Below are 18865 nucleotides of genomic sequence, written 5' to 3' on the forward strand. Positions count from 1 at the left end.
ATCGCATTTTTTGTAACGAGTCTGGCAACTAAGCTCTGTCCCATCGCCAAGCACGGCATACGAACAGCGGAGCAACTCATGATCGGCTTCACCACTCTCAAGCGCGTTTTACTGGCCACCGCCACCCTCGGCTTTGCTGCCCACGCAGCGGCCGCGAACCTGAGCCTCGATGTCTACAACCCGGGCACCCATGCGATCTTCCCGGTGACTTCGGTGCTGGTCAGCGGCGAGAAGGACGCCATTCTGGTAGACGCGCAGTTCGGCAAGTCCCAGGCCGAGCAAATGGTGGAAAAGATCCGCGCCAGCGGCAAGCAACTGACCACGATCTACATCAGCCACGGTGACCCGGATTACTACTTCGGTCTCGACACCCTGACCAAGGCCTTCCCGAATGCCAAGGTGCTGGCCTCGCAGTCGACGGTTGATCACATCAAGCAAACCGTCGACGGCAAGCTCGCTTTCTGGGGGCCGAAAATGGGCGCCGACGTGCCGGCCAAAACCATCGTGCCGGGCGTGCTCAAGGGCGACAGCCTGATGCTGGAAGGGCAGAAACTGCAGGTGGTCGGCCTGGAAGGCAAGCAACCGGATCGCAGCTTCGTGTGGATTCCGTCGTTGAAAGCCGTGGTTGGCGGTGTCGTTGTCGCCGAGAACATTCACGTGTGGATGGCCGACACCCAGACTGCGCAATCTCACGCCGACTGGCTCGAAACACTGCACTCGATCGAAACCCTGAAACCGAAAACCGTGGTGCCGGGCCACTACCTGGGTGACAGCGCCCGTTCGCTAGCCGCCGTGAAGTTCACCGCCGATTACATCAAGGCCTTCGACGAAGAAACCGCCAAGGCCAAGGACTCTGCCGCACTGATCGCCGCGATGAAAAAGCGCTACCCGAAACTGGGCGAAGAAAGCTCCCTGGAGCTGAGCGCCAAGGTCGCCAAGGGCGAGATGAAGTGGTAACCCGATTCTGAAAAACGCAGCACTCTCAAGCCAACTGGAGAATGTCATGAGCAAGATCGCAATCATTGGTGCCACCGGCCGTGCCGGCAGCCAATTGCTGGAAGAAGCCCTGCGTCGCGGCCACAGCGTCACCGCCATCGCCCGGGATACCTCGAAGATCGGCGCCCGTGCCGGTGTGGTCAGCAAGAACGTCGACGTGCTGGATGCCGCCGCGCTGCAAGCCGCAGTCGCCGGTAACGATGTGGTAATCAGCGCCGCGCATTTCGCCACGGTCCCGGCCAGCGCGCTGATCGGTCCGGTGAAACAGGCCGGGGTGAAACGTCTGCTGGTGGTCGGCGGTGCCGGTTCGCTGTTGCTGCCGGATGGCACCCGAGTGATCGACAGCGCCGGTTTCCCGGCCGAGTACAAGGCTGAGGCCAGCGCCGGTGCGGTGTTCCTTGATGCGCTGCGTCAGGAGAAGGAGCTGGACTGGACGTTCCTGTCGCCGTCGGCGCTGTTTGTCGAAGGCGAGCGCACCGGCAAGTTCCGCGTTGGCAAGGATGACTTGCTGGTGAGCGCCGAAGGCCAGAGTTCGATCAGCTTTGCCGACTACGCGATTGCGCTGATCGACGAAGTGGAAACGCCGAAGCATTCGCGTCAGCGGTTTACTGTCGGTTACTGATGTAACCCGATCAAACGTTCCCACGCCTTGCGTGGGAACGTTCAGTAACAGGCTCACCGCGTATGAGCCTGCTCCACCAGCCACCCCATCAACTCCTGCAACTTCGCCGACGGCTCCGACGCCGGCGCCACGATGTAATAACCCAATCCCGTCTTCACCTTCAGATCGAACGGCATCACCAGTCGCCCGGCGTTCAAGTCATCGCCGATCAACGACCAGTCACCAATCGCCACCCCTGTCCCGTGGGACGCCATCGACATCGCCTGATCCAGCGTCTCGAAATGCTGACCGCTGCTGATGTTGCTCAAGTGCAGTTCGGCGGCTTCAAGCCATAGCGTCCAGTCGTCATCGGTGTGAGTCGGATGCAGCAGCAGGTGTTGTTGCAAGTCTGCCGGTGTGTGCAGCGCCGGGCCACCGTTGAGCAGCGTCGGCGAACAGACCGGCGTCAGTTGTTCATCGAACAGGTGCAGGGTCGCGGGTGAGTCGTGAGGCGCGGTGCCGTAGATCACCGCCGCGTCGAACTGCTCGCGATGAAAGTCCACGCCGTGTTGCAACGACGCCGTGAGTTTCACCGGCACGTCCGGGCGCTCGCGCTGCCATTGCAGCAGGCGCGGCAACAACCAGCGCATCACGCAGCTCGGGGCCTTGAGTTGCAGGGTTTCGCGCTTGGCGCCGATCTGTTCCATCGAATCGCCGATCAGGCTGAACACCTGCTGCACCCGTGGCAGCCATTCGCGACCTTCGGCCGTCAGCTCCAGGCCCCGGGCCAGGCGAATGAACAGTTCATAACCCAGATGCTCCTCAAGTCCGGCGATCTGCCGGCTCACCGCACCTTGGGTGATGTGCAACTGCTCGGCGGCCCGGGTGAAGTTGCAGCACTGCGCAGTGATCAGAAACGTGTGCAGGGCGGGCAGGGGGGGCAGTCGTTTCATGTGGATCCAAGGTATGACGTGAGGACATGGCTAGTATGAGCTTTTATCGATTGTTGCGGCTACGGGTCGCCCGTTTCAATGAGGCCAATCACCGGTTCCTTTAAAGCCCGGTGCCTCAACGAACAAGAAGGGCAAAGACATGGCGACGTGTGGCGAAGTACTGGTCAAGTTACTCGAAGGTTACGGGGTCGAGCAGGTGTTCGGCATTCCCGGGGTACATACCGTGGAGTTGTATCGCGGGCTGGCCCGTTCGAGCATCAACCACGTCACCCCCCGGCATGAACAAGGCGCCGGCTTCATGGCCGACGGCTACGCCCGCACCAGCGGCAAACCGGGTGTGTGCTTCATCATCACCGGCCCGGGCATGACCAACATCACCACGGCGATGGGCCAGGCCTATGCCGATTCGATCCCGATGCTGGTGATCTCCAGCGTGCAGTCGCGCAGTCAACTGGGCGGTGGTCGCGGCAAGCTGCATGAACTGCCGAACCAGAGTGCACTGGTCGGCGGCGTGGCGGCGTTCTCCCACACCCTGATGTCGGCGTCCGAATTGCCGGGCGTGCTGGCCCGTGCGTTTGCGCTGTTCCAGGCCGGGCGTCCGCGTCCTGTGCACATCGAGATTCCGCTGGACGTGCTGGTCGAAGAAGCCGACGAACTGCTGACCAGCGTGCCGGTCAACATCGACCGCGCCGGTGCCGCGCCGGCCGCCGTGAGCCGCATGACTGAACTGCTGGCCGGCGCACAACGTCCGCTGATCCTCGCCGGTGGCGGCGCCATTGACGCGGCTGCCGAACTCACCGAACTGGCCGAGCTGCTCGACGCACCGGTGGCCCTGACCATCAACGCCAAAGGCATGTTGCCGTCCAGCCATCCGCTGTTGATCGGTTCGACCCAGAGCCTGGTCGCGACCCGCGCCCTGGTGGCGGATGCCGACGTGGTGCTGGCGATCGGCACCGAGCTGGCGGAAACCGACTACGACGTCACCTTCGCCGGCGGCTTCGAAATCCCCGGCAAGTTGCTGCGCGTCGATATCGATCCCGACCAGACCGTGCGCAACTACCCGCCTCACGTGGCGCTGGTCGCCGACTCGCGCAACGCGGCGCAAGCGCTGCTCAGTGCGCTGTCGCACAAACCGCTGGCCGAACGCCGCAACGATTGGGGTCAGGTACGCGCTGCGCGTCTGCGTGAAGACCTGGCCGCAACCTGGGATGCGCCGACCCTGGCTCAGACCCGGTTCCTCGAAACCGTGCTGCACGAATTGCCGAACGCCGTGTTCGTCGGCGACTCCACGCAACCGGTGTACACCGGCAACCTCACGTTCAACCCGGAGCGCCCGCGCCGCTGGTTCAACTCGTCCACCGGTTACGGCACCCTCGGTTACGCCTTGCCGGCAGCGATTGGCGCGTGGCTTGGCGGCAACTTCGAACATGGCGCACGTCCGCCGGTGGTATGCCTGATCGGCGACGGCGGTCTGCAATTCACCCTGCCGGAACTGGCCAGCGCCGTGGAGGCGCGCACGCCTGTGATCATCCTGCTGTGGAATAACCAGGGTTACGAAGAGATCAAGAAATACATGGTCAACCGCGCCATCGAGCCGGTGGGCGTCGACATCTACACCCCTGACTTCATCGGTGTGGCCAAGGCCCTGGGTTGCGCGGCGGAAGCGATCAGCTCCGCCGAACATCTGCGCGGTGCACTGCGCGCCGCCACCGATCGTCAGGGCCCGACCCTGATCGAAATCGACCAGACCCAATGGATGAAGGCGGTGGCCAAATGATGAATTTCCCGACCACACTCGACGGCCTGTACATCAACGGCCAATGGTCCGCCGGTCGCGAACACCTGCGCGTCATCAATCCGGCCACCGAAGCGCTGCTGACCACGGTCAATGGCGGTGACGAAAGCGCCGTCAACCAAGCTGTAGCGGCGGCGACCGAAGCCTTCAAGGTCTGGTCGAAAACCACGGGAGCCGAGCGCGGCGCAATTTTGCGCAAGATTGCCGAAGGCGTGCGTAATGGCCGTGATCACTTGATGAACCTGCAGTCGAGCAACAACGGCAAACCGCAGTTTGAAGCGGGCATCGATGTCGATGATGTGATTGCCACATTCGAGTACTACGCCGGACTCGCCGAAAGTCTTGATGCAAAACAGGACAGCAACGTGCCGCTGCCGAGCGACGACTTCAGCGCACGTCTGCGCCGCGAGCCGTGCGGTGTGGTCGGCCTGATCGTGCCGTGGAATTTCCCGATGGTCACCACCGCATGGAAACTCGCCCCGGCCTTGGCCGCCGGTTGCTGCGTGGTGCTCAAACCTTCTGAAGTCACGCCGTTGCCGGAACTGGAGCTGGCGACCATCATCGCCGAATCCGGTCTGCCAAAAGGCGTGTTCAACCTGGTGTGCGGCACCGGTCTGGCGGTCGGTGCGCCGCTGTCAGCGGACCCGCGCATCGCCAAGGTTTCCTTCACCGGCAGCAACGCCGTCGGTGTGCAAGTGATGCAGCGCGCCGCTGAAACCGTGAAGGGCGTGAGCCTGGAACTGGGCGGCAAATCCTCGTTGCTGATTCTGGAAGATGCCGACCTCGATCTGGCGGTGGAACTGGCCTGCGGTGGCGGTTTCTTCAACGCCGGGCAGATGTGCTCGGCCACCAGCCGGGTGCTGGTTGCCGATGAACTGGCCGATGAATTTCTGATCCGCTTGAAGGCCCGTGCGGAGAAAATCCGTGTGGCCGATCCGTTCGACCCGGAAGTCGAGATGGGCGCGCTGGTCAATCAGGCGCAGTACCAGCGCGTGCTCGGTCACATCGACCGTGGTCTGAGCGCCGGTGCCAAGCTGATCTGTGGCGGCAATCGTCCCGCCGATCTGCAGCGCGGCTATTTCTTGCAGCCGACGATCTTCACCGAAGTGCCCCTCGACAGTGCGCTGTGGTGTGAAGAGATCTTCGGCCCGGTGATCTGCGTGCGCAGTTTCGCTTCGGAAGCCGAGGCGATTGCCCTGGCCAACGACAGCCAGTTCGGTCTGGTCGCCAGTGTCGTCACGCGCAATGCCGAGACGGCGGATCGGGTCGCCAACGCCTTGCAGGCGGGGCTGGTGTGGCTCAACGCGCCGCAGGTGATCTTTCCGCAGACCGCGTGGGGCGGCTACAAACAGAGCAGCATCGGCCGCGAGTTGGGGCCGTGGGGCCTGGCTGCATTTCAGGAAATCAAGCACGTGATCCGCGCGCTCTGAATGCCCGAAAAAGGTCAGCGCATGCCTCGCAACGAGGCATGCGCCGGCGTCATGGCTCCAATGAGTTTTTATCGATAGTCAGGTGTTTTGCACGACCTCAGGATGAACCCGCAGACCACGCTCAAACCCTTTGAAACCGGGCGCTTGAGCAATATCGGTCAGGCAGATGCAAGGGTTGCGATCAATCTCATACTTAGAAAAATAATGGGAGTCCTAAATGGGCGAGCACGATCTGAACAGGCGTCAATTCATCAAAACCGTCGGCGTGGCCTCGGTGGCTGCGGCGGCCATGAGCATGCCCTTCATCCGGGCCAGTGCCAGCGACACCCGCTTTGCCGGCAAGACCCTGCGCCTGCTGACCTGGTCCGATGACACGGGCCTCGCCGCACTGCGCAACATCGCTGCAACGTTCGAGGCCAAGACCGGCGCCAAAGTGATTGCCGACCGTACCGGCAGCACTTCGGAAATGGTCGCCAAACTAAAGGCCGGCGGTGACCGTCCGCAGTACGACATCATCACCCTGGCCGGGGTCGGCGCCGAAGGTCTGGCCGCTGCCGGACTGCTGGAAAAGCCCGATCTCAACCGCATTCCCAACCTGATCGACGTCCCGGAAAAATACCGCACCGGGGCCAACGGTCACGGCATCGGTTACCTGCTGTGGTGCAACAGTCTGGTCTACAGCACCCGCACCCAGAAGGAAGCGCCGGACAGTTACGCCGCGCTGTGGGACGCCGATCTGGCACCGAACATTTTCCTGCCGCCGCCGAACTGGACCGAGGCCATGGACCTGATCATCATCGCCGCCAAACTGGCCGGTGGTGACGAGCACAACATCGAACCGGGCTTCAAGAAACTCGCCGAGCTCAAGGAGCGTGTGGTGACCCTGGGCGAAAACCCCAACCAGATTGCCGAGCTGTTCCGCACCGGTTCTCTGGACATGGGCGGCCTCTACGCCCCGGCGTTTTTCCCCAAGCAGATCCGCGATCCGAACTACGGCCTCGGCGCCACGTTCGGCATGAAGGAAGGTTTCTACACCGACCTGATGCTCTCGGTGATGCCGAAGAACCGTCCGGGCGACACCGACCTGGCCTACGCCTTCATCGACCACTCCCTCGACCCGCTGGTACAGGGCAAGATGGCCGAAGACATCTTCAACGGCCCGGTCAACGCCAAGGCGATCATCTCCGCCGAAGCGCGCAAGAGCCCGTTCATCCTCACGCCGGAGCAGATTGCGGAGAAGGCGATCATGCACGACAACGCCTTCCTGGCGACTGTGCATGACCAGTGGATTCGTCGCTACACGGAAATCTTTTCTTCCTGACGCCGACCTTCCGGGGCACCGCATGATCGGGGTGCCCGGGAGATTCGTTTTCCATTGACGAGATCATTGCTATGGAACATCAATCCCTGACCCAACCGGTCGGCGCGGGTGACGTGCGCCCGGCGCGCGGTATTTCGCCGACGGCGCGGGCGTGGTTTTTCCTCACGCCGTCGATGCTGTTTCTCGGCGTGCTGATTGCCGCCAGCCTGCTGGTGCTGCGCATGAGCGTCGGCACCAAAGGCGCGGAGTGGTCCGGTTTCAGCCTGGCCAGTTACGCGCAGTTGCTCGAACCCTACTACCTCAAATCGTTGCTGCTGACCTTGCGTCTGGCGCTGATCAGCGCGGTGATCGCCGTGGTGCTGGCGATCCCGGTGGCCTACACCATGTCGCGCCTGACCTCGCCGTTCGTGCGGCGGATTTTTCTGGCGGCGGTACTGTTGCCGCTGCTGGTCAACCTGCTGCTGCAAAGCTACGGCTGGCTGGTGATCCTCGGCCCCGGCGGCATGCTCAACCAGACCCTGATGGGCCTCGGTCTGATCAAGCGTCCGATCATGTTGCTGTACAACCAGAACGGCGTGTTGATGGGGTTGGTGCAGACCGCGTTTCCGTTGGCCGTGCTGCCGATTGCCAGCGCCATGCGCGGTGTCGCCCGCAGCTACGAAGAAGCTGCTGCCACCCTTGGCGCCAGCCGTTTTCAAGTGTTCCGTCAGGTGGTATTGCCGATGAGTCTGCCGGGGATCATCACTGGCGCGACCCTGGTGTTCGCCTACAACGCCAGCAGCTTTGTGGTGCCACTTCTGCTGGGTGGCCGTCGCGTGCCGATGCTCGCGGTGATGGTGCATGACCAGATCGCCCCGCTGATGAACTGGCCTGCCGCGTCCGCCGCCGGGGTGGTGCTGATCGTCACCACGCTCGCCATCATGACCTTGTCCGAATACATCACCGGCCGCCGTCGCCGTCTGCTGGAGGCTTCGCAATGAGTGCCCTGATCAAGAAGCGTCAGTCGCTGCTGCCGGGCGACACCGGCAAGTTTGCGGGCATCCTTTCCGGGATCATTTTGTTCCTGGCCGTGTTGCCGATCCTGACCATGATCGTGATGTCGTTCAGTGGCGCGTCGAACCTCGACTTCCCGCCGAGCAGTTACAGCCTGCAGTGGTACAAGGCGGCGTGGCACACGTTTGTGTCGCCGGACGCCAGTGATGTGCTGAGCCTCGGCCAAGCCATGGGCACCAGTTTGCTGGTGTCGTGCCTGACGATGATTTTCGCCACGCTGATCGCGGTGCCGGCGGCTTACGCGCTGACCCGTTGCGAATTCCGTGGCAAGGGTGTGGCACTGCAACTGATGTCGCTGCCGCTGGTGTTCCCGATGGTGGTGCTGGGGCTGGCCTTGCTGCTGGTGTTCGACAGCCTGCCGTTCCACATGACTACGTCGCGTCTGGTGATTGCCCACGTGATTCTGGCGCTGCCGTTCGTGGTGAAGAACTGCACGGCGGCCATGCTTTCCATCGGCAGCGAAGTCGAAGAGGCCGCGCAGATGCTCGGCGCTTCGCCACTGCGCGCCATCGTCGATGTGGTGGTGCCGTTGATGAAATCGGGGATTCTGGCGGGGATGCTGCTGGCGTTCATCGTCTCCTTCAACGAATTCACCGTGACCTATTTCCTCTACACCATCGACGTCATGACCGTGCCGATCTGGATGTACAGCCGCACCGTGTCATCGCTCGACCCTACCGTGTTCTCGTTTGCCGTGCTGATTGTGCTGATCGACTTCGTCCTGATCTGGGCGCTGGAGAAGCTGGTGGGCGAGGGCGGCGTTTCCTTCTGATTTTGAGGTGAGTTATGTCTGGTCTGATTCTGGAAAACGTCGAGAAACACTACGGCTCGGCCTGCGCGGTAAAAGACGTCAACCTGCATTTGCCCGAGGGCAAACTGGTGTGCTTCCTCGGTCCGTCGGGCTGCGGCAAGACCACCTTGCTGCGAATGATCGCCGGGCTGGAAACCCTCACCGGCGGCGAGATCCGCCTGGACGGCGAAGACATCGGCCACACCCCGGCGCACCTGCGCAACTTCGGTATGGTGTTCCAGTCGCTGGCATTGTTTCCGCACATGACCGTGGGCGAGAACATCGCCTATCCGCTGAAACTGCGCGGCGTGAGCAAGGCGGATCAACAGGCGCGGGTGGTGGAATTGCTGGAGCTGATCCAGCTGCAACCGATGATCGATCGTCCGGTGGCGAAACTCTCCGGCGGTCAGCGTCAGCGGGTGGCGATTGCCCGGGCGATCGCTTCGCACCCGAAAATCCTTCTGCTCGATGAACCACTGTCGGCGCTGGATGCCAAGTTGCGCGAGTCGATGCAGGTGGAAATCCGCCAGCTACAACAACGCCTGAACATCACCACCATCATGGTCACCCACGATCAACGCGAGGCCATGACCATGGCTGACATCGTGGTGGTGCTGGGCGAGCATCGGGTGCAACAAGTGGGCACGCCCATTGAAATCTACCGCCATCCGGCCAACGAATTCGTCGCGGACTTCATCGGCTCCGGCAACATCTTCCCGGCCACAGCGTTGGGCGACGGCAAGGTCGTGCTGCCGGGCGGCGATGCCCTGCAAGTGCCGATCTGCAGCAGCATCGTGGTCGGGCAGAAAGTGAAGATGTTGATTCGCCCCGAGGACCTGCAACTGTCGGCACCCCAGGCCACGGCGGGCAATCGCCTGCTGGGCAAGGTGACGTTCGTGCGCGACATCGGCGCAACCATCGAGACTACGGTGGAATGTTCCGGGGTGACCTTCACGGCGCTGAGCACGCCGTGTCAGGGCATCGGGCTGGGGATCGGGCATCCGGTGTCGGTGACGTTGCCGAGTGAGGCGTGTCGGGTACTCGGCGCCTGATTAGACACTCAGCCGAAGGCGCGCCAGATCCCTTAGCGGCGGCGCGCCGAACAACCGGCTGTACTCGCGGCTGAATTGCGACGGGCTTTCATACCCCACGCGATATCCGGCCGCCGATGCCTCCAGCCCTTCAGCCAGCATCAGGCGCCGCGCCTCCTGCAGGCGCAGCTGCTTCTGATACTGCAACGGACTCATCGCCGTCATCGCCTTGAAACGGTGATGCAGGGTCGAGACGCTGAGGTTCACTTCCTTCGCCAGATCATCGATGCGCAACGGCTGTTCGAAGTTGCCGTTGAGCCATTTGATCGCCTGGCTGATGCGGTGGCTCTGGCTGTTGGCGATGGCGATTTCGTACAGCCGATGGCCCTGCGGGCTGCGCAACAGGCGATAGAGAATCTCCCGGCGAATCAGTGGCGCGAGCATGGCGATGTCTTTCGGCGTGTCGAGCAGTCGGGCCAGGCGCAGCACTGCATCGAGCATCGCGCTGTCGATCCTTTCCACATACAGACCGCGCCCGGTCGGCCGGGTCGGTACGCCCATGGGGCCGGCGTCGGCAATCAGCGCGGTGATTTCTGCCGGATCGATGTCCAGGCGCACGGCGAGGATCGGTTCCAGAGGCGAGACATTCACCACCCGACCGCTCAACGGCATCGAGACCGAGACCACCAGATAATTCAGCGGATCGTAATTGAAGTATTCGTCTGCCAGCCGCACCTCCTTGCGACCCTGCGCCATGATGCACAGCGCCGGTTGTGCGAGCACCGGGGCGAAATCGTGGGATTTTGTGTGGCGCGACATGAACAGCGAGCCGACGGCGGTGGCATAACTGCCATCTTCGGAGGTGTTGCGGCGAATGATCGCCGCCAGTTCCTCGCGCTGCTTTTCCATGTCGGCATCGGGCGGCGCCTGAAAACGATCGAATGACGTCATGCACAGCCTCCTCGGCAAGGGATGGAATGGGAGCAGAGCATAAGTTTGTGCAAGCGCAAGCGGTAGACACATCCTGCGAAATGCTTGCCTGATCCTGCATGGCGTTGCTGGTCTGCCCAGACATGACAGGGCGCATCCCGGCAAACTTGCTCGAAACCGGTGTGACAGGACGGTGACAGCCATTCATGCGTTGTTACAGGCCTGGAAGACAGTCTCGCAGGATTGTGCAACGCGACGGCAGGAATCGACTAACGGCGAATGCTGCACGGCCCTTAACCTTGGATCCTGTCGCAGCCCGTCCCCGGCTGCCACGCGACTCCCTGGGAGGGTTGAACATGTCCAAGCAGATTCCCGTCAGTCATATGGCCTTCGTTCGAGCGCGCGCCGGCCGCTCGGCGGAACTCGGCATGCGCCTGAGCGCGCTGATCGAGCCGTCCCGCGCCGCCGCTGGTTGCCTGAGCTTTTCCTTGCAGCATTCGCAGTGTGATCCGGAGTTGTGGCTGGTTTCCGGATTCTGGAATAACCAGCAATCGATGACCGCTTACTTCAGCAGCCCGTCGATGGAAGTCTTTGCAGAGTTGGTGCAGGACCTGGTGGTCAACAGCCTGGATTTCCACACGTTTAAAGACGTGTCGGCAGTGCAGGCGCTGGGTCAAAGTTGCGCGCCGATACACAAACTCGCCGGTTGAGGGTTTAATGGCCGGCCTATCTGACTGAGCCAGGACCTGCGATATGGCACGTAAAGAGTTCGAACACTTCGAAGCGGTTTCCGCTGTAGTCCCCGTCGAGTTGGGCAGCAACAAGGGTTATTTCGCGGCAATCGCGGTCAAGGCCCTGGTCGACGGTGGTGCGCCACGCTTTCACAAACTGTTGAATGACCAGGTATTCCCTGGCGCCATTGCCGCCGATGAAGCGGCCATCAACGAGCTGGACAAGCTCAAGGGCGTCACTGATGACGCCGAGCTGATCTGGTAACCGCGTTTACTTGACGGCGCCCGGGCGCCACATCTTGAACAACGCCTCCGGCCCCAGCTGGAAGTAGTCCGCCGGCCCGCCGCCGCGCAGAATCGGTTCTGCGGCGGCGGTGTCGTAGATCCCGTCCTTCAACAGCCATTTGGCAATGTGTACGGCGACCACTTCGCCGAGCACCAGCCAGCTCGGCACCGTCTCGCCGTCGGCGCGCTGCAACTGAATGATCTGCGTGACCTTGCACTCGAAGGACACCGGGCTTTCGGCCACACGCGGTACGGCAATCACCTTCGACGCCACCGGCGTCAGACCCGCCAGTTCGAACTCGTTGACTTCGGGCGCAACGGCTGCGCAGCTCTGGTTCATCTGCTCGGCCAGCGGCCGGGTCGCGAGGTTCCAGACGAACTCGCCGGTCTGCTCGATGTTGTTCAGGCTGTCTTTGCGCCCGACGCTGGAGAACCCGATGATCGGCGGAATGTAGTTGAACGCGTTGAAAAAGCTGTAAGGCGCCAGATTCAACTTGCCCTGGGCATCCTGCGAAGAAATCCAGCCGATGGGGCGCGGACCGACGATGGCGTTGAACGGATCGTGGGGCAGGCCGTGGCCGTTGGCCGGTTCGTAGAAATGGATGTCATCGGGCATGGCGGGGTGTTCCTGAAGGCTTTTATAAGCGGCCAATAGTGCAAGTCCGGTCCGCGAAGATCAAATGCCGACCTTTAGAAATGAACAAGCCCGGCAATGGCCGGGCTTTGGTGTCTGCATTCTGCCGATCAGCTGATAGCTGCAGCAGTGCCGGTTTTATCGAAACCGTCGGCCGCGATGGCAGCGGCGGTGCCGGTCTTGTCGAAGCCGTCGGCAGCGATGGCTGCAGCGGTGCCAGTCTTGTCGAAGCCATCGGCAGCAACCGCTTTGCCAACGTTGGTTTTGTCGAAACCATCGGCTGCGTAGGCGCCGGAGTGGCTGGTTTCGATGGCGGCGCTGGCGCCGGAGATGAAATCGGCGGATTTGGTTTTGTCCGAGCCATCGGCGGCGAAGGTGTTGGCGGCCAGTACGGACAGGGTCAGGGCGAGGATCAGTTTGGTTTTCATGGTCGTTCTCCAGATTCGAAATTCGTTGGCGGTGTGTCTTGCATGGGGTTCATGCTACGCCAACTAAATTGATTAAAAAGCGCAAAATAATGCTAAAAACAATCGATTAACTTGATATTAAGGGCGACGCATTCAATTCGTCTCGTCTTGGGAGCGAGCGACGCGCAGTCAATCGATCAGGTAAGTGCAGGATGCGGCAGGGGCATTAACCGGTGATTAATCGCCGCTTTTGGCTTGTGTGACAGATTTTTCATACATTCCCGACCGGTTTTTCACCCTCGCAACGCCAGTCTGCCGGCGGCCAGAAAACCAAGAGCCGGCCGTCACACACTGGAGCTTTACCTGCAATGAACAAACTGCCTCAAATCACCCTGGCCTTCTGGGTCATGAAAATCTGCGCGACGACCCTGGGGGAAACCGCGGGGGATTTGCTGTCGATGACCCTCAACGTCGGCTACGCCATGAGCTCGCTGATCCTGATCAGCGTGTTCGTCCTAACGCTGGTCACGCAACTGATGTCCAAGACCTACAAGCCGCTGCTGTACTGGATCGTGATCCTGTCGACCAGCACCGCCGGCACCACCATGTCCGACTTCATGGACCGCACGCTGGAGCTGGGTTACGCCACAGGTTCCATGATCCTGATCGCGATCCTGCTGGCGATCTTCGCGGCGTGGCGCTTGAGCGGCGATTCGCTCAACGTCACCAAGGTGCAGAGCTTTCGCGGCGAGATGTTCTACTGGATGGCGATCCTGTTCTCCAACACCCTAGGCACCGCGCTCGGCGATTACCTGGCGGACGACTCGGGCCTGGGTTTTGCCGGTGGCGCGCTGTTGATCGGCTCGGCGATTGCGGTAGTGGTACTGCTCAAGTACTTCACCAAGATTTCGTCGGTGGCGCTGTTCTGGGTGGCGTTCGTGCTGACCCGGCCGTTTGGCGCGACCTTGGGCGACTTGATGACCAAGTCTCATGAGAAGGGCGGTCTGGACTTCGGCACCATCGGTTCGTCGGCAGTGCTGGCGGGGATTCTGTTGGTGATGATCGTGGGCGCGTCTTATGCGCAGAAGCGCTTTGGCGGCAAACAGGGCGTTGCCGAGTTGTCCTGATCGGGCGATCGGGCTGAATGCAAACGCGCGAAGGTCTTGCACCTTCGCGCGTTTTTTTTTGCGATCAGTCAGTGACGATGCGCGAATGTTTCTGGGTGTCTTTCATGGTGATGTACACCAGCAGGGACACCGCGATGCACGCGGTCACGTACCAGTAGTAACCGGTTTCCATACCGATGCTCTTGAACCAGAGCGCGATGTATTCGGCGGTGCCGCCGAAGATCGACACGGTCAGTGCGTACGGCAGGCCGACGCCCAGAGCGCGGATTTCGGTCGGGAACAGCTCGGCCTTCACCACGGCGTTGATCGAGGTGTAGCCGCTGACGATGATCAGCGCCGCCATGATCAGGAAGAACGCGCCCCACCAGGTCTGGATGGTGTGCAGCGTCATCAGGATCGGCACGGTGAAGATCGTGCCCAGCACGCCGAAGGCGATCAGGATCGGACGACGGCCGATCTTGTCGGACAGGCCACCGATGATCGGTTGCAGGCACATGAACAGGAACAGCGTGGCCGCAGAAATGGTGGTGGAGTCGGAAATGCTCATGCCGACGGTGTTCACCAGGTATTTCTGCATGTAAGTGGTGTAGGTGTAGAACGCCAGTGTACCGCCCATGGTCAGGCCGACCACGGTGAGCAGTTCCTTCGGATGGCGCAGCAAGGTGCGCATGGCGCTTTCCTTGGACTTCTCTTTCTTGGTGAACGATTCGGTTTCTTCCATGCCGCGACGCAGGTACAGCGCGACGATTGCGCACAGCGCGCCGATGGCGAACGGAATACGCCAGCCCCATGCGTACAGTTGCTCGGTGGTGAGCATCTGTTGCAGCACGATCAACACGCCCAGCGCGATGAGCTGGCCGGAGATCAGGGTCACGTACTGGAAGCTGGAGAAGAAGCCGCGACGTTCCTTGGTTGCCATCTCCGACAGGTAAGTGGCGGAGGTGCCGTACTCGCCGCCGACCGACAGGCCCTGCAGCAGACGGGCAAACACCAGCAGGATCGGTGCGCCGATGCCGATGGTTTCGTAGTTCGGGCTGAGGGCGATCAGCAGGGAGCCGAAGCACATCAGGTACACCGAGGCCATCAGCGCCTTTTTACGTCCGACCTTGTCGGCGTACAGGCCCATCAGCCAGCCACCGATCGGGCGCATCAGAAAGCCCACGGCGAAGATCGCGGCGGTGTTCATCAGTTGGGCGGTGGTGGAACCGGCGGGGAAAAATGTCTTGGCGAAGTACAGCGAGAAGGCGGCGTAGACGTACCAGTCATACCACTCGACCATGTTGCCGACGGAACCGCTGAAGATCGACTTGATGCGACTGGCGGTGGTTCGTTCTTTAGTCGGCACGGCAGCCGACCCAAGAGGCAGGGCGTTGGAGTTATCCATTGAAGGATCCTTCGTTTAATTGTTTTTGTGGAGCGCGTTGAAACGCAGCCTGCGAGGGCTATAGCAGGAGCTGTGCCAATGGGGGGAGGGCCGGTTTAGAGGGGGTGGGGAGATGGGCTGAGCGGGATTTTGCCGATGAGCCGGAATGAATGAGCGGATTTCCGCTCATTCAGGTACGAACATTTCCCGGCTCAGTCCATGGCGCTGCATCTTTTCATTGAAGGTGCGACGAGGCAGTTGCAGTTCTTCCAGTACGGCTTTCACATCGCCCTTGTGCCGGGTCAGCGCGGCCCGCAGACACTGCGCCTCAAATGCCTCCTGCTGCGCCGCCAGCGACTGGCCGGGATCGATGCCCTGCACAGGCTCATCCAGCCCCAGCACCTGCCGCTCGGCAACGTTCGCCAGTTCCCGCACATTACCCGGCCAGTCATGACTCAGCAGATGGCTCAACTGCGCACCACTGAGCGGCGGAAAGGTCCGGCCCAGACGCTGGGCGGCGCTTTGAGCGAAGGATTCGAACAACAACGGAATATCTTCGCGACGATCACGCAGCGGCGGCAGGCGCAGTTCGGCGACGTTCAGGCGATACGCCAGGTCTTCACGAAAACGCCCGGCCCGGGCTTCATCCAGCAAGTCAGGTTTGGTGGCGGCGACGATCCGCAAGTCCACCCGAATGCTCTGGTTCGACCCCAGCCGCTCCAGCTTCTGCTCCTGCAACACCCGCAGCAGTTTCACTTGCTGGGCCAGCGGCATGCTTTCGATTTCATCGAGAAACAGGGTGCCGCCATCGGCGTATTCCAGCTTGCCGATGCGCTTGCCGGAGGCTCCGGTGAACGCGCCGCTTTCATGCCCGAACAACTCGGCTTCGAACAATTGCTCGGGGATCGCCGCGCAGTTCAGCGCCACGAACGGTTTGTCGGCGCGTGGGCCGAAGTCGTGCAGGCAACGGGCGACCAGTTCCTTGCCGCTGCCGGTCTCGCCACGGATCAGCACGTTGACCGGGAGCGTCGCCAGATCCAGCACCTGCCGGCGCAGGGTCTGCAAACCACGGGACACACCGAGCAACGTCGCCTCCAGTCTGGCGCGGTTGTCGGCCTGCTCGTGCAGGGCACGGTTTTCCAGCACCAGCCGACGCTTGTCCAGCGCCCGGCGCAGGCTGCCGAGCAGGGTCTCGGGGCTGAAGGGTTTTTCCAGAAAATCGTAGGCACCGTCGCGCATCGCTTCGACCGCCATCGGCACATCGCCGTGGCCGGTGAGCAGAATCACCGGCAAGTCGGGATCCCGGCGCTGTACTTCGGCCAACAACTCAAGACCGCTGAGCCCGGGCATGCGCACATCGCTGAGAATCACCCCGGCAAAATGCTTCGGCAGCGCCGCCAGGCATTCGTCGGCGCGGCTGAACAGCTGCACCTCGAACCCGGACAGGCTCAGCCATTGCTCGACGGCACTGCGAATACTGCTTTCGTCATCGACCACCATCACGCGATTGAGCATCAGAGGTGCGCCTCCTGATCGATTGGCAGGGTCAGGCTGAACACCGCGCCGTTGGCGCCGTTCTCGGCGCTCAGGCGCCCGCCGGATTCGTGGACGATGGCAAACGACACCGCCAGTCCCAGACCCAGCCCGTCACCCACAGGTTTAGTGGTGAAGAACGGATCGAACACCTGACCCAGATGTTCTTCGGCAATGCCGCCGCCGTTGTCGATGACGCTCAGGCGCCACAGTTGCTCGTCGGCTTCCAGACGGATTTCCAGACGCTTGCACGGTTTGCCCTGCATGGCATCGAGGGCGTTGCGCAGCAGGTTGATCAGCACTTGTTCGAGGCGGATCGCATCGCCACGTACCCAGGCCGGACGGGTCAGGTGCAACACGAGGCTGACCTGTTCGTCGCGCATCCTTGCGTCGAGCAATTGCAGGGCCTGATCGACCACCGTCGCCAGATCCAGCCGCTCTCGCAAGCCGCTGGGGCTCTTGCGGGCAAAGGTTTTCAAATGACCGGTGAGAGCCGCCATACGCGTGAGCATTTCATCCACCGGTTTGAGTGCCTTGTAGGCGTCGTCGACCCGGCCATGATCGAGCAGCAGGCGCAGGGTCGCTAGCTGCATGCGCTGGGCGGTCAACGGCTGATTGATTTCGTGGGCCAGAGCCGCCGACATCTGCCCCAGTGCCGCGAGTTTCGCCGACTGCACAAGTCCGTCCTGAGCGGTACGCAAGTCGCGGGTACGTTCCTCGACCAATTGCTCAAGCTCTTCGCGGCTACGCTGACGCATCTTCGCCAGACGCCAGCGCTGGTTGAGGAACAACAACAGGAATACCAGCGCCAGCCACACCCCGGCGGCGGCGAGTCCGGCATTGCGCTGGTCTTCGAAGGACAGTTGCGGGCGCCGCAGCAGGTGAAGGGTCCAGCCTTCGGCGGTCAGCGGCAGCGATTCCCACAGGTAATCCGCTGTGCCCTGCGGGCCTTCAACGCGGCGCAGATCACTGTTGTCATCGAAGCGACGCAGCGACAGATGAGTCAGCGGCACCAGCGACTGTTTGTCGTATTGGCGGGTAGCCTTGATCTCTTTGTAATCGGCCGGGCTCAGCGGGTGCAGGAGGCGATAGCGCCAGTCGGGCTGGTTGGCGATGAAGATGATGCCCCGGGCATCGCTGACCAGCAGGGTGTCGCTGCCCTGGCTCCATTCGCGTTCGAGTTCAGGGAATTCGAGCTTGACCACCATCGCCCCGAGGAACTCGCCGTTGTCGCCGAGCACCGCGCTGGACAAGAAGTAACCGGGAATTCCGCTGGTCACGCCGACCGCGTAGAAACGCCCGGTGCCCTGGGTGCGGGTCTGGCTGAAGTACGGGCGAAAGCCATAGTTGTGGCCGACGTAACTGCTGGGCAGACGCCAGTTGCTGGCCGCCACCGCGAGACCGGTGTGATCGAGCAATTCAAGGGTCGAGGATTGTGCCGCGCCGTTGATCTTTTCCAGTTTCAGGTTGAGCGCTGCCTGCTCTTCAAGGCTCACGGGACCGGCCAGCGCCGCACGCAGTTGCGGATCCAGCGCCAATACGGCGGGCAGGGCGCGGTAGCGGTCGATCAGGGTGTGCAGCGAGTTGGCGTAGAGCGTCAGTTGCTGGTTGGCTCTGGCGGCGTCTTCCACCAGCGCCTGGCGTTCGGCGTGGCGGATTGCAAGCGTCGCGGCGAGGGCGGCACCGGCGATGATCAGCAGGGTATACAACGACAGACGCAGGGTACGGGAAGTCGGCAGCATGCTGTGGCAAACGGATGGCAGGACGGGCGGGCACGATACCATGCAGATGTGTAGGCGGGGCTCCTGTTCATAGTCGCTATGAGCATGCGGTACTTTTTGCCGATATTGATCACTGAAGGCATCGACAATTGCGCACGAAAAAA

18 protein-coding genes are annotated in these 18865 nt (G+C 61.8%); 11 read left to right on the top strand and 7 right to left on the bottom strand.

Features of this window, described 5'->3' with window-relative positions; all coding sequences use genetic code 11:
- Window positions 1-78: 78 nt before the first annotated feature.
- Window positions 79-957 carry an MBL fold metallo-hydrolase gene (locus CAF87_RS00580; protein WP_085730218.1) on the top strand — a complete coding sequence of 293 codons (879 nt, stop codon included), beginning with the start codon at window positions 79-81 and terminating at the stop codon, window positions 955-957.
- A gap of 46 nt (window positions 958-1003) precedes the next feature.
- Window positions 1004-1618 carry an NAD(P)-dependent oxidoreductase gene (locus CAF87_RS00585; protein WP_085730219.1) on the top strand — a complete coding sequence of 205 codons (615 nt, stop codon included), beginning with the start codon at window positions 1004-1006 and terminating at the stop codon, window positions 1616-1618.
- 53 nt (window positions 1619-1671) lie between these two features.
- Here CAF87_RS00585 and CAF87_RS00590 read toward each other — a convergent pair whose 3' ends face one another.
- A complete protein-coding gene (locus CAF87_RS00590; RefSeq protein ID WP_085709569.1) occupies window positions 1672-2550 on the bottom strand; it encodes a LysR substrate-binding domain-containing protein in 879 nt (292 codons plus the stop codon).
- Between the two features lie 139 nt (window positions 2551-2689).
- Between CAF87_RS00590 and CAF87_RS00595 the strand changes: the two genes are divergently transcribed.
- The 6 genes from CAF87_RS00595 (at window position 2690) to CAF87_RS00620 (ending at window position 9991) form a co-directional block, all read left to right on the top strand.
- Window positions 2690-4327: a 5-guanidino-2-oxopentanoate decarboxylase gene (locus CAF87_RS00595; RefSeq protein ID WP_085730220.1), complete on the top strand. Its 1638-nt coding sequence runs from the start codon at window positions 2690-2692 to the stop codon at window positions 4325-4327.
- On the top strand, window positions 4327-5775 hold the full coding sequence (locus CAF87_RS00600; protein ID WP_170929654.1) for an aldehyde dehydrogenase family protein: 1449 nt from the start codon (window positions 4327-4329) through the stop codon (window positions 5773-5775). Before CAF87_RS00595 ends, CAF87_RS00600 begins: the two co-directional genes overlap by 1 nt.
- A 217-nt stretch (window positions 5776-5992) precedes the next feature.
- Window positions 5993-7096, top strand: a complete 1104-nt coding sequence (locus CAF87_RS00605) for an ABC transporter substrate-binding protein (RefSeq protein WP_085730221.1) — start codon at window positions 5993-5995, stop codon at window positions 7094-7096.
- A gap of 71 nt (window positions 7097-7167) precedes the next feature.
- Window positions 7168-8076: an ABC transporter permease gene (locus CAF87_RS00610; RefSeq protein WP_085730222.1), complete on the top strand. Its 909-nt coding sequence runs from the start codon at window positions 7168-7170 to the stop codon at window positions 8074-8076.
- Window positions 8073-8921: an ABC transporter permease gene (locus tag CAF87_RS00615; RefSeq protein ID WP_007960165.1), complete on the top strand. Its 849-nt coding sequence runs from the start codon at window positions 8073-8075 to the stop codon at window positions 8919-8921. The genes CAF87_RS00610 and CAF87_RS00615 overlap by 4 nt, the downstream gene beginning before the upstream one ends.
- 14 nt (window positions 8922-8935) lie before the next feature.
- Window positions 8936-9991, top strand: a complete 1056-nt coding sequence (locus tag CAF87_RS00620) for an ABC transporter ATP-binding protein (RefSeq protein WP_085709574.1) — start codon at window positions 8936-8938, stop codon at window positions 9989-9991.
- Here the strand turns inward: CAF87_RS00620 and CAF87_RS00625 are convergent, their stop codons facing one another.
- Complete coding sequence (locus tag CAF87_RS00625; RefSeq protein WP_085730223.1) at window positions 9992-10921, bottom strand: AraC family transcriptional regulator; 930 nt, start codon at window positions 10919-10921, stop codon at window positions 9992-9994.
- A 335-nt stretch (window positions 10922-11256) separates the two neighbouring features.
- Here CAF87_RS00625 and CAF87_RS00630 point away from each other — a divergent pair, with 335 nt between their 5' ends.
- Window positions 11257-11610, top strand: coding sequence for a putative quinol monooxygenase (locus CAF87_RS00630; RefSeq protein WP_085730224.1), 354 nt, complete (start codon window positions 11257-11259; stop codon window positions 11608-11610).
- A 43-nt stretch (window positions 11611-11653) separates the two neighbouring features.
- Entirely contained in the window at window positions 11654-11896 is a 243-nt protein-coding gene (locus CAF87_RS00635) for a hypothetical protein (RefSeq protein ID WP_065258578.1), read from the top strand.
- Between the two features lie 6 nt (window positions 11897-11902).
- On the opposite strand, the gene CAF87_RS00640 is transcribed toward CAF87_RS00635, so the two are convergent.
- Together CAF87_RS00640 and CAF87_RS00645 are read right to left on the bottom strand one after the other, a co-directional pair.
- On the bottom strand, window positions 11903-12532 hold the full coding sequence (locus CAF87_RS00640; RefSeq protein WP_085730225.1) for a flavin reductase family protein: 630 nt from the start codon (window positions 12530-12532) through the stop codon (window positions 11903-11905).
- Between the two features lie 128 nt (window positions 12533-12660).
- Window positions 12661-12978, bottom strand: a complete 318-nt coding sequence (locus CAF87_RS00645; RefSeq protein ID WP_085730226.1) for a hypothetical protein — start codon at window positions 12976-12978, stop codon at window positions 12661-12663.
- A 347-nt stretch (window positions 12979-13325) separates the two neighbouring features.
- Here CAF87_RS00645 and CAF87_RS00650 point away from each other — a divergent pair, with 347 nt between their 5' ends.
- Entirely contained in the window at window positions 13326-14084 is a 759-nt protein-coding gene (locus tag CAF87_RS00650; protein WP_085730227.1) for a hypothetical protein, read from the top strand.
- 64 nt (window positions 14085-14148) lie between these two features.
- Here CAF87_RS00650 and CAF87_RS00655 read toward each other — a convergent pair whose 3' ends face one another.
- The 3 genes from CAF87_RS00655 to CAF87_RS00665 all read right to left on the bottom strand — a co-directional run bounded on the left by CAF87_RS00655 (window position 14149) and on the right by CAF87_RS00665 (window position 18722).
- Window positions 14149-15468 (bottom strand): MFS transporter, encoded by a 1320-nt coding sequence (locus tag CAF87_RS00655; RefSeq protein ID WP_085730228.1) that lies wholly within the window; start codon window positions 15466-15468, stop codon window positions 14149-14151.
- Window positions 15469-15633: 165 nt separating this feature from the next.
- Window positions 15634-16962: a sigma-54 dependent transcriptional regulator gene (locus tag CAF87_RS00660; RefSeq protein WP_085730229.1), complete on the bottom strand. Its 1329-nt coding sequence runs from the start codon at window positions 16960-16962 to the stop codon at window positions 15634-15636.
- A complete protein-coding gene (locus CAF87_RS00665) occupies window positions 16962-18722 on the bottom strand; it encodes an ATP-binding protein (protein ID WP_085730667.1) in 1761 nt (586 codons plus the stop codon). Before CAF87_RS00665 ends, CAF87_RS00660 begins: the two co-directional genes overlap by 1 nt.
- Window positions 18723-18865: the final 143 nt, after the last annotated feature.

The sequence above is a fragment of the Pseudomonas sp. R38(2017) genome, assembly GCF_002112395.1.
Taxonomy (GTDB): Bacteria; Pseudomonadota; Gammaproteobacteria; order Pseudomonadales; family Pseudomonadaceae; genus Aquipseudomonas.